The organism is Comamonas koreensis, assembly GCF_021026195.1.
Taxonomy (GTDB): Bacteria; Pseudomonadota; Gammaproteobacteria; order Burkholderiales; family Burkholderiaceae_C; genus Comamonas; species Comamonas koreensis.
Genome location: NZ_JAJNCT010000020.1, coordinates 268161 through 283383 on the forward strand (window position 1 = coordinate 268161; position 15223 = coordinate 283383).

Consider the following 15223-nt stretch of genomic DNA (forward strand, 5'->3'; position numbering starts at 1 on the left):
AAGCCTCGCAGTTCATCGCTGCGAGGCTTTTGCTTTTGAGGGGTGTATCAGGCTCAGCGCTTCAACTGCGTACCGGTGGTTTGGCCTTGGCGCGTTTGCTGCCCGGTACGACGGCCTGGGTCACTTCTGCGGGCAGGGGCTCAACCTTGACGATGGCCAGCGACATATTGTCGCCCGAGCCCGAGGCGCGCATGCGGGCGCGCTCGATCAGGAACTGGCTGGCCTCGCGGGCAGAGAGCAGGCGCGTGATGGAGGAGAGCTCGTCGGGCGAGAAGTAGTGCCAGATGCCATCGCTGCAGGCCAGCAGCACATCGCCTTGCTTGAGCATCGGAATGCGGTGGTGGATCAGGGGCGGGTCATCGGCGGTGCCCAGGCAGTGCAGCAAGATATTGGATTGCGGGTGGTAGCGCGCTTCTTCGAGGGTGATCTGGCCCTGGTCGACCAGGGTCTGCACATAGGAGTGGTCGCTGGTTTGGTAGAGCAGCTGCCCATCGCGAAAATGGTAGATGCGCGAATCGCCCGAATGCACCCAGGCGCAGGCGCTGTTGGGCAGAATCAGAAAGGCGGCAATGGTGCTGTGGGGCTCCTGCTCGGCGGCAATGGCCACCAGGCGGATCAGCAAATGGGCTTCGCGCACCAGGTTGCCCAGCATTTCTTCGGCGTTGTCGGTCTCTGGCGAGTAGCGCTCGAACACCTGCTTGGCCGTCAGCATCACCTGGTCGGACGCGGCACGCCCGCCGCTGCGGCCACCCATGCCATCGGCCACCACGGCCAGCACACAGCCCTTGGCGCGCGGGTGGGCGAGCATGATGACCTGGTCCTGCTGGTAGGGCCGGTCGCCTTTGTGCAGGCCGGTAGCGGCAGAGAGACGGTAGCTGGTGCTCATGCGCGAAGGGGGTGTCGTATGCAAGCGGGGTGAATGGAAGGGGAATCATAGAGCAGATTGCCTGGCGGACCGCCAAACCATGCGGGATTACGCTGTCAACCGATGTTTGTATACCAACGCCTGGGGTGTTGCGGGCCGACAGCCCAGGCCAGGGCGCCGAACGCGCTAGACTGCCATGCCCCCGAAACCGATCCATCGATGCCCTTGTCCGCCGCCACTTCCCGTGATGCCCCGCTGCGCCTGCGCCCGCAGCAGGAGCAGATGATTGCGGCCATTGAGGCAGCCTGGGGCCAGGGCCAGCGGGTGGCGATCGAGGCGCCCACCGGTACCGGCAAGACCTATGCGTATCTGATAGCGGCCTTGGCGCGCCAGGAGCGCTTTGTGGTCAGCACCGCTACGCGGGCACTGCAGGACCAGCTGGTGGACCGCGACATTCCGGCACTGCTGGCCCACCAGGGCCTGCAGCGCAAGGTGGCCGTGCTCAAGGGGCGGGAGAACTATGTCTGCCTGCATGGCCTGGAGCAGGCGCGCAGCAAGCTGCAAGGCCAGCATGCAGGCGCGCTGGCCCAGGTGGAGCGCTGGGCGCAAAGCACCCAAGGCGGTGACCTGTCCGAGTTGGATGACATCAGCCACCTGCCCAGCCTGGTGCCGCATATCACTGCCAGCCATGACGAATGCCTGGGCCAGCGCTGCAACCACTTCGAGCGCTGCTTCTCCAACCAGGCCCGCTCCCGCGCCGCGCAGGCAGATATTTTGGTGATCAACCACCATTTGTTTTTCAGCGAGCTGCGCCACCGCCAGATGCTGGGCGTGGGCCATGGCTTTGTGCCGCTGGCGCAGACCATGGTGATGGACGAGGCCCACCAGCTGCAGGCCATTGGCCTGAAAGTGCTGGCCAAGGGCCTGAATGTGGGTGATATGCGCGACTACCTGCAGACGGTGGAGCGCAAAACCAGCCTGCATGCGCGCGGCTTTGCGCCCTGGCAGGCACTGCAGCAGAAGGTGCAGCAGGCCATGGCGCAGTGGATGGAGGCCGAGCAACAGGCGCTGGGGCCGGCCGATGCGCCCGCCGATGCAGCGGCCCGCGCCACCAGCCGCCAGGCGCTGATCCATTTGCACAATGCGCTGTCGGCCCTGGTTGCCGCCTTGCAAGGAGTGGCCGGCAGCGCCGCCGTGGTGGCCCAGTTGGCAGGCCAGGGTAATGTGATGCTGCAGGCCTTGCGCCAGTGGGCCCAGGGCGTCGGCAAGGACCTCGTGCGCTGGTGGGATTCGCCCGGCGTTGTGCGCGCAGGCCAGGCTGGCGACCTGCAGGCCTATGGCCGCTATGCCTGGCGCCAGGGCTTTCGCGAATCTCCGCTGTGGCTTTGGCAGGCGCTGCAGACCTTGAGCCCCCAGGTGCAGGCCAGCAGCTGGCTGGGCCAGGGGGTGCAGCGCTGGCTGTTTACCTCGGCCACTTTGGGTGATGACGAGGCGCTTACATGGTTTGCCCAGGGCCTGGGATTGCGCAGCGACAGCAGTGACAACAGCGAGGCAGGCGATGCGCCCTTGCTCGCCAGCCTGCGCTTGCGCAGCCATTTTGACTGGGCGCAGCAGGCCCGCCTGGTGGTGCCGCAGGGCCTGCCCGGCACCGATGCGCCGGCAGCCGAGCGCGCACAGGCGCTGGCGCAATGGCTGCTGCCGCACTTGAAGACGCTGGGCGGGCGCTGCATGGTGCTTTGCACATCAACGGCCGCGATGGAGGCCTTGGCCCAGGCCTTGCGCCTGGGGCTGCAGGGCCAGGCCATCCGCGTGCTGCAGCAGGGCGAGCAGCCCAAGCGCCACTTGCTGCAGGCGATGCGAACCGCGCCCGGCGGCAAGACTGGCCGGGTGCTGGTCGGTACCCTGGGCCTCTGGGAAGGGGTAGATCTGCCCGGCGAAGCCTTGCAGCTGCTGGTGATCGACAAACTGCCGTTTCCGCCGCGCCATGATGTGCTGCATGCGGCGCGGGTGCAGGCGTTGCGTGCGGCGGGCCGCGATGCGTTTGAGCGCTATGTGTTGCCCCAGACCGCCATGCAGCTGCGCCAGGGTGTCGGGCGGCTGATCCGGTCGGCCAGCGACCAGGGCGTGGTGGTGATTGCCGACGAGCGCCTGCACAGCCGCAGCTATGGCGCTGCCTTGCTGGCAGCACTGCCACCGCTGCCCAGCCTGGATGACGAAGCCTTGCCTGCGTTTTTGCAGGCCCTGGCGGACAAAGAGATCGGCACATAAGAAAACGGCTGCTGCAGTTTGTAACTTGCAGCAGCCGCTTGGCTATCTCAGCTTAGGGGCTTTAAGCGCCTTGCATCACCACATCTTCCACCAGGGGCGATCTTCCTTGCGGAAGCCATTGGCCAGCAGGCGGGTGTTGGGGTAGCTGGCTTCCAGCACGCGCTTGGTGTCGGCAGCCATATCGGCCATGTTCAGGCGCTCGTAGGACAGCATCAGGATGTAGAGCGCGTCCTCTTGGGCGGGCACTTCCTTGTAGTCGGAGATGGCGCTTTGGGCGCGGTTGATGGCAGCCACATAGGCGCCGCGCTCGTAGTAGTAGCGGGCGACGTGCACTTCATACTGGGCCAGCGAGTTGACGATGTAGCGCATGCGCTTTTCAGCGTCGGGAGCGTACTTGGACTCGGGGAAGCGCGTGGTCAGCTCGCGGAAGGATTCAAACGAATCCTTGGCGGCCTTCTGGTCGCGCTCGGACAGATCCTGCTTGGACACCCAGGAGAAAAGACCCAGGTTTTCGTTGAAGTTGACCAGGCCCTTGAGGTAGAGCGCATAGTCCACGCCTTCGCTGGCGGGGTGGAGCTTGACGAAGCGGTCCAGGGTGGCGATGGCCTGGGCCTTTTCACCGCTCTTGTACTGGGAATAGGCCTTTTCCAGCTGCGCTTGCTGCGCCATCGCGGTGCCGGCAGCGCGGCCTTCCAGCTTTTCATACAGCGGAATAGCCTTGTCGAACGAGCCCGAGGAGGCTTCGTCGCGGGCTTCCGAATAAATCTTGTTCGGGCTCCAGCCGGCGGTGGGATCCACATCGGTCGATGAACAGCCTGCCAGCAAAGCGGCAAGTGCTACGGAAGCGATAGCGGGAACCTTCGATTTGGGGTACGCAAACAGCATTTTTGGCTTGAAATCCATGGACGGAAAGCTGAAAAACTGCGTGGGGCGGCAAGGCCAGCCACGCAGCGGCGCAGCCCGTGCCGCGCCCTCTGATCTGGGCCATTGTAATCGGCGCGCAGCCCGGTCTCGCAGAGCCGGACTTGTAGCGAGTAGGGCTGTGTAACATTCCACGCCAGATATGCCATGGTTTGCACAGACGGTGCTGCGGCTTTCCTACAATGCAGGGATATGTTCGTACACCTTCGCATCCACTCCGAGTTCTCCATCATCGACAGCACCAATCGCGTAGGCGATTTGATCAAGTTCGCTGCGGGTGATAACCAGCCGGCGATGGCGCTCACCGATTTGAACAGCCTGTTCGGCGCCATCAAGTTCTACAAGGCGGGCCGTGGCGCAGGTGTCAAACCTCTTCTGGGTGCCGAACTGACCTTGGAGCCCGAGGTGGCAGGCGGGCCGCTGTCGCGCATCATCGTGCTGATCCAGAGCCAGCAGGGCTACCTGAACCTGTCGGAACTGCTGGCGCGGATCTGGATGGCCGACACCATCAAAGCGCAGCCGCAGTGCACCTGGGCCTGGCTGGAGGAGCTGTCAGACGGCCTGATCCTGCTGTCGGGCGCCCAGGCCGGCCCCGTCGGACAGGCGCTGATGCGTGGGGATGAAAAGACCGCACGCAGCGTGGCACTGCGCCTGGCGGGGCTGTTCCCGCACCGTTTCTATATCGAGCTGCAGCGCGCTGGCCGCGCCGATGACGAAAGCCATGTGGCCGCTGCGGTCGCGCTGGCTGCCAATCTCAAGCTGCCAGTCGTGGCCACACACCCGGTGCAGTTCACCAAGCCTGCCGATTTTGAATCGCACGAGGCCCGTGTCTGTATCGCCGAGGGCGAGACCCTGGGCAATAAGAAGCGGGTCAAGCGCTTTACCCGCGACCAGTACCTGAAGACCGCTGCCGAGATGGAGGCCTTGTTTGCCGACCTGCCCAGCGCCATCGCCAATACGGCCGAGATCGCCCGCCGCTGCAGCGTCACCTTGCAGCTGGGCAAGTACTTTCTGCCGGATTTCCCTACGCCCAATGGCATGCCGATCGACGCGTATTTCCGCCAGGCTTCTTTCGAGGGGCTGGAGGACCGCCTGCAGCTGCTGTTCCCGAACGAGGCCAAGCGCGAAGCCGAGCGGCCCAAGTATGTCGAGCGGCTGGAGTTCGAGCTGGGCATCATCTTGAAGATGGGTTTCCCCGGCTACTTCCTGATCGTGGCGGACTTCATCAACTGGGCCAAGAAGAATGGCTGCCCGGTGGGCCCGGGCCGGGGATCGGGAGCCGGTTCGCTGGTGGCCTATGTGCTGAAGATCACCGATCTGGACCCGATTCACTACAACCTGCTGTTCGAGCGCTTCCTGAACCCAGAGCGCGTATCGATGCCCGACTTTGACGTGGACTTCTGCCAGGCCAACCGGGACCGGGTGATCGACTATGTGAAGGACCTCTACGGCCGCAATGCGGTGAGCCAGATTGCGACCTTCGGCACGATGGCAGCGCGCGCGGCGATCCGCGACGTGGGCCGGGCGCTGGACATGAGCTATGGCTTTTGCGATGGCATCTCCAAGCTGATCCCGAACAAGCCGGGCCTGCATGTGACCTTGAAGTACCCGCCCAATCCTCCGAAGGAAGGCGACAAGTACACCTATGCGATCAAGGAAGAGCCGATCCTGGCCGAGCGCATCGAGAAGGAAGAGGACGTCAAGACCCTGATCGAGATGGCCCAGAAGCTCGAAGGCATGACCCGCAACATCGGCATGCACGCCGGTGGTGTGGTGATCGCCCCGGGCAAGCTGACCGATTTTTGCCCGCTCTACCAGCAGCCGGGCAGCACCTCGGCGGTGGCCATGTATGACAAGGACGACGTCGAGGCCGTGGGCCTGGTCAAGTTCGACTTCCTGGGTCTGGCGACGTTGACGATTCTGGAGATCGCACGCGAGTTCATCATCAAGCGCCACAAGGGGCAGGAGAACTTCAAGTTCGAAGAGATTCCGCTCGACGACGCCCGCACCTACCAGCTGTTCTCGGCCGGCAAGACCGAAGCGGTGTTCCAGTTCGAATCGCGCGGCATGCAGCAGATGCTGAAGGAAGCCAAGCCCAGCCGCCTGGAAGACCTCATTGCGCTGAATGCGCTCTACCGTCCGGGCCCGATGGACCTGATCCCCAGCTTTGTGGCGCGCAAGCACGGCAAGGAAGTGGTGGAGTACCCGCATCCGCTGGTCGAGAAGGTGCTGTCCGAGACCTACGGCATCATGGTCTACCAGGAGCAGGTGATGCAGACGGCCCAGGTGCTGGGCGGCTACAGCCTGGGCGGCGCCGACTTGCTGCGCCGCGCGATGGGCAAGAAAAAGGTCGAGGAGATGGTGCAGCATCGCGCCACCTTCCGCGAAGGGGCCTCCAAGATCGGCATCGACGAGGCCAAGGCCGACGAAGTGTTCGACCTGATGGAGAAGTTTGCGGGCTACGGCTTCAACAAGTCGCACGCCGCGGCCTACTCGCTGCTGGCCTACCACACCGGTTGGCTCAAGGTGCACTACACGGCAGAGTTCTACTGCGGCAATATGACCGTGGAAATGGACAACACCGACAAGCTCAAGGTGCTGTACGAAGACGCGCTGAAGATGGGCATGACCTTCGAGATGCCCGATGTGAACCGGGGCCACCACCGCTTCGAGCCGGTGACTGACAAGGTGATCCGCTATGGCCTGGGCGCCATCAAGGGCACCGGCCAGGCCGCCATCGAGGCCATTGTTGCGGCGCGCGAAGGCAAGGGCACGGGCCCCCAGGGCGATACCAAGGGGCCGTTCAAGAGCCTGTTCGACTTCTGCCTGCGCGTGGACCGCAGCAAGCTGAACAAGCGCACGGTCGAAGCGCTGATCAAGGGCGGCGCCTTTGACAGCATCCAGCTCAACCGCCGCGCGCTGATCGAATCGGTCGATGTGGCCTTCGAATTTGCCGCCACCACCCATGCCAATGCCAACCAGGGCGGCCTGTTTGACATGATGGGCGATGACGCCGTGGGATCGAGCACGCAGGAGCCACCGCTGGCTGATGTGCTGCCCTGGGGCATCAAGGAGCGGCTGGTGCAGGAGAAGACCGCCATCGGCTTTTACCTGTCGGGCCATTTGTTCGACGAGGTCGAGCTGGAGGTGCGCCAGTTTGTGCGCACGCCGATCTCCCAGCTCAAGGACAGCCGCGAGCCCCAGACGGTGGCGGGCATCATCAGCGACATGCGCGTCATCAACGGCCAGCGCGGCAAGCTGGTGCTGTTCAAGATCGACGACAAGTCGGGGGTGATCGAAGGATCGCTGGATGAGGCCACCTGGAACCGCCACAAGGAGCAGCTCAAGGACGATGAATTCGTCATTCTGAGCGCCCGCATCGGCCAGGACCATTTCAGCGGCGGGTTGCGCGCCAAGGCCCAGCATGTCTGGGGTCTGGCCGATGCGCGGGCCCGCTTTGGCCGCTACCTGCTGGTCAACACCGACCGCCACCAGCCCGATGTTGCGCGGCTGATTCAGGAGTTTCCCGCAGTCGAGGAGCATACCGACGAAGGTGTGCTGCGCCACGGCCTCAAGATCCGCCTGGGCGTGGTCTGCGGCCAGGGCGAGACCCGGGCCGGCGTGGAGCTCAATCTGGGCGATGCGGCGCGCTTCTTCCCCAGCGACCAGGCGATGGCTGCCTGGTCCCAGGAAGCAGGCCACGAAGCCATCAAAATCGTTTACGAAAGCATGGTCTAGGAAGATTTTGCCGGGGCTGAGAATACGGCTGCGCCAGTGGTTGCTGGCGCAGCCGTATTGAAGTTCATAAAAGCATCACCATCTTTGTGCATGTGGAAATTTAGCCTTATAGAATGATCTCAATGGCCACGAAACCTGTTGTTCCTCCCTCGCCGAACCTGCCTGCAACGCCCCAGCCACCGGAGGACGGTGGGGGTGCGCTGGTTGTGGAGCGCATCGCGCAGCGTGTGGAGCCACCGAAGATGTACCAGGTGGTCATGCTCAATGATGATTTCACGCCGATGGAGTTTGTGATTGAGGTGCTGCAGCATTTTTTTGGCAAAAGCCGCGAGGCGGCCACGCAGATCATGCTGAAGATCCACCTGGATGGGAAAGGCGTCTGCGGGGTGTACTCGCATGAAATCGCTGAAACCAAGGTGGCACAGGTGATGGATGCCGCCAATGGAGCAGGCCATCCGCTTCAAGCCGTATCGGAGCCTGTTGAATAACGGAATATGGTCCTCATCTAGAAGCAAGTTGAGTGTATTTGGCAAGCAATAAAGGAGTTTCAAATGATTGCTCAGGAACTGGAAGTCAGCTTGCACATGGCTTTTGTAGAAGCCAGGCAGCAGCGCCACGAATTCATCACCGTGGAGCACTTGCTACTGGCCTTGCTGGATAACCCGAGTGCTTCCGAGGTGTTGCGCGCATGCTCTGCCAATATTGACGACCTGCGCGCGTCGTTGACCAATTTCATCAAGGACAATGCCCCGCAGGTGGCCGGCGAAGACGAGGTGGACACCCAGCCCACCCTCGGTTTCCAGCGCGTGATCCAGCGCGCCATCATGCATGTGCAGAGCACCGGCAATGGCAAGAAGGAAGTGACCGGCGCCAATGTGCTGGTGGCCATTTTTGGCGAAAAGGACTCGCATGCCGTGTACTACCTGCACCAGCAGGGTGTCACGCGCCTCGACGTGGTCAACTACATCGCCCATGGCATCAAGAAGAACGACACGCCCGAGCTGCCCAAGTCCGAGTCCAGCTCGGATGCGGAAGAGGTCGGCAGCAACAACGCCGAGCGCGCTGAAAAGGCCTCGCCGCTGGAGCAGTTCACCGTCAACCTGAACCAGCAGGCCAAGGACGGCAAGATCGATCCGCTGATCGGCCGCCAGTACGAGGTCGAGCGCACGATCCAGATCCTGTGCCGCCGCCGCAAGAACAACCCGCTGCTGGTGGGTGAGGCGGGTGTGGGCAAGACGGCGATTGCCGAGGGCCTGGCATGGCGCATCACGCAAGAAGATGTGCCCGAGGTGCTGGCCGAGGCCACCGTCTACTCGCTGGACATGGGCGCGCTGCTGGCAGGCACCAAGTACCGTGGTGATTTTGAGCAGCGCCTCAAGGGCGTGCTCAAGGCACTGAAGGACAAGCCGCATGCGATCCTGTTCATCGACGAGATCCACACCTTGATCGGTGCCGGAGCTGCCTCGGGCGGTACGCTGGATGCGTCGAACCTGCTCAAGCCAGCGCTGTCGAGCGGCCAGCTCAAGTGCATTGGTGCGACCACGTTCACCGAGTACCGTGGCATCTTCGAAAAAGATGCAGCGCTGTCGCGCCGCTTCCAGAAGGTCGATGTGGTCGAGCCTACCGTGCCCGAAACCATCGATATCCTGAAGGGCCTGAAGTCGCGCTTTGAAGAGCACCACAACGTCAAGTACGCGGTGGCCGCTTTGCAGGCAGCTGCTGAGCTGTCGGCCAAGTTCATCAATGACCGCCATCTGCCCGACAAGGCGATTGACGTGATCGATGAGGCCGGTGCCGCGCAGCGCATTCTGGCGCCTTCGAAGCGCAAGAAAACCATCGGCAAGACCGAGATCGAAGAGATCGTCGCCAAGATTGCCCGCATTCCGCCGGCCAACGTCAGCAATGACGACCGCGGCAAGCTGCAGACCCTGGAGCGCGACCTCAAGAGTGTGGTGTTTGGCCAGGACAAGGCACTCGAAGTGCTGGCGTCGGCGGTCAAGATGTCCCGCTCCGGCCTGGGCAAGGTGGACAAACCGATCGGCTCCTTCCTGTTCTCCGGCCCGACCGGCGTGGGCAAGACCGAAGCGGCCAAGCAGTTGGCGTATATCCTGGGCATCGACCTGATCCGCTTTGACATGTCCGAGTACATGGAGCGCCATGCGGTGTCGCGCCTGATTGGTGCGCCTCCCGGCTATGTCGGTTTCGACCAGGGTGGCCTGCTGACGGAGGCGGTGACCAAGAAGCCCCATGCGGTGCTGCTGCTCGACGAAATCGAGAAGGCGCATCCGGATATCTTCAATGTGCTGCTGCAGGTCATGGACCACGGCACCTTGACCGATAACAACGGACGCAAGGCGGACTTCCGCAACGTGATCATCATCATGACCACGAATGCGGGCGCCGAGACGATGAACAAGGCCGTCATCGGCTTTACCAACCCGCGCGCGGCGGGCGACGAGATGGGCGACATCAAGCGCCTGTTCACGCCCGAGTTCCGCAACCGGCTGGATGCCATCGTCAGCTTCAAGCCGCTGGACGAGCAGGTCATCCTGCGCGTGGTCGACAAGTTCCTGCTCCAGCTGGAGCAGCAACTGGCCGAGAAGAAGGTCGAGGTCACGTTCAGCGACAAGCTGCGCAAGCACCTGGCCAAGACCGGTTTCGATCCGCTGATGGGTGCACGCCCGATGCAGCGCCTGATCCAGGACACGATCCGCCGATCGTTGGCCGACGAGCTGCTGTTTGGACGCCTGACCGAAGGCGGACGCCTGAGCGTCGATTGGGACGACAGCAACGCCGACAAGCCCGAGGTGCTGCTGGACATCCAGCCGCTGCCCAAGAAGGAGCGTGCCAAACAGGAGCCTGCCGAGCCAGAGGAAGAGTTCGCTGCCGATTGAGGCCGCACCACCCAAAGAACGAGAACAGCCGCTTGCGGCTGTTTTTTATTGCGTCTGTTCGTCACGGGGGCAGGCTACACTGAGCGGTCCCATCAACAGGAGCGCGGTGCTGTGGCGTCGTTATCTCAGTATCTGACCAAAGAAAACATTGTCGCGTTGCTGTCCGTGATCTGGCCGATCTATCTCGGCGTGGTGGGTATCTGGATTCTGATGCAGCGCCGCGCGCCCGTGGCTACCTTGGGCTGGTTGCTGTCCATGGGTTCGCTGCCGGTGGTGGGGCTGATCGTTTACTACTTCATCGGTCCGCAGCGCATGAAGCGCCAGCGCATCAAACGCCTGCGCGCCCGCAACAAGAACCATGTGCGCGAGACCACGCGCCGCATCCGCGATGGCCAGCCCGAGGCGCCGACCAAGTTGCGCGAGATGGTCAAGCTGGTCGAAGCCACCTGCGGTTTCCCGATCACCTCGGCCGAGAGCGTGGAGCTGCTCAGCGGCGGCGCAGCCACCTTTGACCGCATTCTGGAGGATGTCGCCCAGGCCCGCCACCATGTGCACCTGGAATACTATATTTTCGAGCCTGACCAGACCGGCACACGCCTGCGCGATGCGCTGGTCGAGCGCGCCAAGGCGGGGGTCAAGGTGCGCATGCTGGTCGATGCGCTGGGCTCCAAGCGGGTCAACCGCAAGTTCGTCGCGCCCTTGCTGGCCGCTGGCGGCGAGTTTGCGGTGTTCCACCCCACACGCATCGGCAGGCGCCTGCGGCCGGTGATCAACTTCCGCAGCCATCGCAAGATCCTGGTGGTCGATGGCCAGATCGGCTTTACCGGTGGCGTCAACATCACCGACGAAGAGGACCGCCGCGTCAATACCCATGCCTACCATGATGTGCACCTGCGCATGGCCGGCCCCATCGTCACCTGGCTGCAGACGACGTTTTTGGAGGACTGGGCCTATGCGCTGGAGAAGTCTGCCCAGGACATGCCGGCCAACCTGGACTTGCTGCTGCCCGACATGCCCGATGGCAGCCATGCGATGCAGCTGGTCAGCTCTGGCCCGGACAACCCCACCGAGCCCATCCACCGCGCCCATGTGGCCGCCATCCAGTCCGCCACCGTGCGGGTCTGGTTGACCACGCCATACTTTGTGCCGACCGAGCCCGCCATGTATGCGCTGACCAGCGCCGCGCTGCGCGGCGTCGATGTGCGGCTGCTGGTGCCGGAGAAATCCGATTCCATCTTTGTGACTGCTGCGGCCCGCTCGTACTACGAAGAGCTGATCAGCGCTGGCGCCAAGGTCTACGAATACAGCGCCCGCATGCTGCACTCCAAGACCTTGGTGGTTGATGACGATCTCACCATCATCGGTACCGCCAACTTCGACAACCGCAGCTTTCGCCTGAACTACGAGGTCTGCGCGATTGGCTACGGGCCGGAGCTCAATGCCCGGCTGCAGGACCAGTTCAACACCGATCTGATGCGTTCCAAGCAGGTGGCTACGCGCCGCAAGCAGCGCTTTTTGCTGCGGCTGGGCGATTCGATCGCGCGCTTGTTCTCACCGCTGTTGTAGTTGCGGGCCCACGTTGCTCTGCTGTACCCACTGGAGAAGGCATACTAGCGGGCATGCAGAATTCCCCGTCCGCCTCCGCCAGCTTTTTCTGGCACGACTATGAAACCTTTGGCGCCGTGCCGCGCCGTGACCGCCCCGCGCAGTTTGCCGGCATCCGCACGGACATGGATCTCAACGAGATCGGCGAGCCGGTCATGCTGTACTGCCAGCCGGCGCTCGACTACCTGCCCAGCCCCCAAGCCAGCCTGATCACCGGGTTGACGCCCCAGCACTGCCTGGAGCAGGGCGTGCCCGAGCACGCGTTTGCAGCGGTGGTGGAGGGCGAGCTGGGCCACCCCGGCACCATTGGCGTGGGCTACAACACCATCCGCTTTGATGACGAGGTGACGCGCTACCTGCTGTGGCGCAACCTGCGCGATCCCTATGCCCGCGAATGGCAGAACGGCTGCGGCCGCTGGGATCTGCTCGATGTCGTGCGCATGGTCCATGCGCTGCGCCCCGAAGGCATCCAGTGGCCCAGGAAGGATGATGGCTCGGTCAGCTTCAAGCTCGAAGACCTGGCCCGCGCCAACGGCATCCTGCATGAATCGGCCCACGATGCGCTGAGCGATGTGCGCGCCACCATTGGCCTGGCGCGTCTCATCAAGCGGCTGCAGCCGCGCCTGTTCGATTTTGCGCTGGGCCTGCACAAGAAAGACCGCGTGATGCAGGAGCTGGCCCTGCCGGCCACTCCCGCCAATGCCCGGCCTTTTCTGCATGTATCGGGCATGTACGGGGTCGAGCGCGGCTGTATTGCCGTGGCCTGGCCGCTGGCCCAGCACCCGACGAACAAGAACGAGATCATCGCCTGGGACCTGTCGCAGGACCCGAGCCACCTGGCGGAGCTGTCGGTTGACGAGATGCGCCTGCGCATGTTCAGCGCAGCGGCGGATCTGCCCGAAGGCACAACGCGCCTGCCCATCAAGACCGTGCACCTGAACAAGTCGCCGATGGTCGTCAGCAGCCTGCGTACCTTGAGCGCCGAGCAGGCCCAGCGCTGGCAAATCGACATGGACCAGGCGCTGCGCCATGCCGCGATTGCCCGCGATCTGCCCGATATGAGCGCCACCTGGGCTGCCGTGTTCGAGCGCCCACCGCTGCAGGATGTGGATGTGGACCAGGATCTGTACGGCGGCTTTATCGGGCAGGCCGACCGCCGCCGCCTGACCCAACTGACCGGCATGCACCCGCAGGAGCTGGCCGTTGCCAAGCCTGGGTTTGATGACGTGCGCCTGCATGAGCTGCTGTTCCGCTACCGCGCGCGCAATTTCCCCGATTCGCTGAACCCTGAAGAGCAGCAGCGCTGGCTGGAACTGCGCATCGCCTTCTTGCAGGAAGGGCGGGGCGGCGCGCGCACGGCTGAGCAGATGTTTGCCGAGATCGACCAGCTGCAGGAAACTGCTGATGAGCGGGCCGAAGAAATTCTGGGCACCCTTTATGACTGGGCCGACGCGATCATGCCGGATGCCTGACGGCAGATACAAGCCTCAGCAGCAAACGCCTGCAGCCCGTGCAGGCCGCAGCTGCGGGCATCAACTAAAGAACTGGTAGCAGACCACAATCGCGGCCACCACACCCGAGAACTCGGCCAGCAGCGCGCAGGGCACCGCATGGCGTGCGCGCTGTATGCCGACGGCGCCAAAGTACACCGCCAGCACATAGAAGGTGGTCTCGGTGCTGCCCTGGATGATAGCGGCCGCCAGCGCAGGGAAGCTGTCCACGCCATGGCTTTGCATGGTCTCGATCAGCATCGCGCGTGCCGCGCTGCCGGAGAAGGGCTTGACCAGCGCGGTAGGCAGGGCATCGACAAAGCGTGTGTCCATGCCGCTCAGGTCCACCAGCCAGCGGATGCCGTCGAGCGCATAGCCTAAAGCGCCCGAGGCGCGGAACAGACCAACGGCGCAGAGCATGGCCACCAGGTAGGGCAGCAGCCCCTTGGCCACGTCAAAGCCTTCCTTGGCGCCTTCGATAAAGCTCTCATACACGGCGACCTTGCGCAGTGCGCCCACCACGACAAACAGCACCACCAGGCCAAACAGGGTCAGGTTGCCCAGTAGCGATGAGACCTGCGCCATCGCCGTCGACGTCAGTGTCGCCAAAAAAGCCATGAAGCCAGCCAGCACCAGGCCTACCGGCAGCAGATAGGCCAGCACCACCGGGTGCCACAGCGGCAGACGCTGCACGATGGCCACTGAGATCAGGCCGACCAGCGTGGAGACCGAAGTGGCCAGCAAGATCGGTAAAAAGACCAGGGTTGGATCGGGCGCGCCTTGCTGCATGCGGTACATGAAGATGGTCACCGGCAGCAAGGTCAGCGACGAGGCATTGAGCACCAGAAACAGAATCTGTGCATTGCTGGCCGAGGTGGGCGAGGGGTTGATGTCCTGCAGCGCGCGCATGGCCTTGAGCCCGATGGGGGTGGCAGCGTTGTCCAGCCCCAGCGCATTGGCGGCAAAGTTCAGGGTCATCAGGCCCAGGGCAGGGTGGCCGCGCGGTACGTCGGGCATCAAGCGGGCAAATAGGGGGGCCAGCCAGCGGGCGAGCATATCGACCAGGCCGGCCTTTTCGGCAATCTTCAAAAAGCCCAGCCAGAGCGTGAGCGTGCCAAACAGCAGCACCATCACCTCGACCGAGAGCTTGGCCATCGCGAACAGCGCCTGCACCATGTCGCCAAATATCTGGGCATGGCCGCCCACCAGCCACTGCGCGAATGCGGCAAAGGCCGCCACCACAAAAAAACCCAGCCACAAACCGTTGAGCATGGGACATCCTTCGTCATCCGGCGCGCCACAGCACCGGGGCGGTGCGCCATGCCGCTGATTGTGCGCGATGCCGCAGCCCGCCCGGGCCGGCCGGCGCCGAAACTGCGCCCCGGGAGCGCAAAAGCCCCTCTGGATGGCCTGCGTGTATGCGGGAAAACCACAAGCTGGCA

General features: G+C 63.5%; 9 protein-coding genes. 6 read left to right on the top strand and 3 right to left on the bottom strand.

Translation table 11 applies throughout. The annotated features are described in order from the left end of the window. Positions 1-61 precede the first annotated feature (61 nt). A complete protein-coding gene (locus LPW39_RS15450) occupies positions 62-886 on the bottom strand; it encodes a PP2C family protein-serine/threonine phosphatase (RefSeq protein ID WP_230776915.1) in 825 nt (274 codons plus the stop codon). A gap of 198 nt (positions 887-1084) precedes the next feature. On the opposite strand from LPW39_RS15450, the gene LPW39_RS15455 reads away from it, so the two are divergent. Then, positions 1085-3133: an ATP-dependent DNA helicase gene (locus LPW39_RS15455; protein WP_230776917.1), complete on the top strand. Its 2049-nt coding sequence runs from the start codon at positions 1085-1087 to the stop codon at positions 3131-3133. Positions 3134-3208: 75 nt separating this feature from the next. Here LPW39_RS15455 and LPW39_RS15460 read toward each other — a convergent pair whose 3' ends face one another. Further along, on the bottom strand, positions 3209-4018 hold the full coding sequence (locus LPW39_RS15460; protein ID WP_230777316.1) for an outer membrane protein assembly factor BamD: 810 nt from the start codon (positions 4016-4018) through the stop codon (positions 3209-3211). A gap of 228 nt (positions 4019-4246) precedes the next feature. Between LPW39_RS15460 and dnaE the strand changes: the two genes are divergently transcribed. The 5 genes from dnaE (at position 4247) to sbcB (ending at position 13763) form a co-directional block, all read left to right on the top strand. Further along, positions 4247-7792, top strand: a complete 3546-nt coding sequence (gene dnaE, locus LPW39_RS15465; protein ID WP_230776926.1) for a DNA polymerase III subunit alpha — start codon at positions 4247-4249, stop codon at positions 7790-7792. Between the two features lie 113 nt (positions 7793-7905). Further along, positions 7906-8280: an ATP-dependent Clp protease adapter ClpS gene (gene clpS / locus LPW39_RS15470; protein ID WP_021025816.1), complete on the top strand. Its 375-nt coding sequence runs from the start codon at positions 7906-7908 to the stop codon at positions 8278-8280. A gap of 63 nt (positions 8281-8343) precedes the next feature. After that, positions 8344-10686, top strand: coding sequence for an ATP-dependent Clp protease ATP-binding subunit ClpA (clpA, locus tag LPW39_RS15475; protein WP_230776928.1), 2343 nt, complete (start codon positions 8344-8346; stop codon positions 10684-10686). A gap of 111 nt (positions 10687-10797) precedes the next feature. After that, the gene (gene cls, locus LPW39_RS15480; RefSeq protein ID WP_230776930.1) at positions 10798-12252 is read left to right on the top strand and encodes a cardiolipin synthase; all 1455 of its coding nucleotides are present in this window, start codon (positions 10798-10800) and stop codon (positions 12250-12252) included. A 53-nt stretch (positions 12253-12305) separates the two neighbouring features. Further along, positions 12306-13763, top strand: a complete 1458-nt coding sequence (sbcB, locus tag LPW39_RS15485; RefSeq protein WP_230776932.1) for an exodeoxyribonuclease I — start codon at positions 12306-12308, stop codon at positions 13761-13763. Positions 13764-13823: 60 nt separating this feature from the next. On the opposite strand, the gene LPW39_RS15490 is transcribed toward sbcB, so the two are convergent. Then, on the bottom strand, positions 13824-15053 hold the full coding sequence (locus LPW39_RS15490) for a nucleoside recognition domain-containing protein (protein WP_230776934.1): 1230 nt from the start codon (positions 15051-15053) through the stop codon (positions 13824-13826). Between the last annotated feature and the right edge of the window lie 170 nt (positions 15054-15223).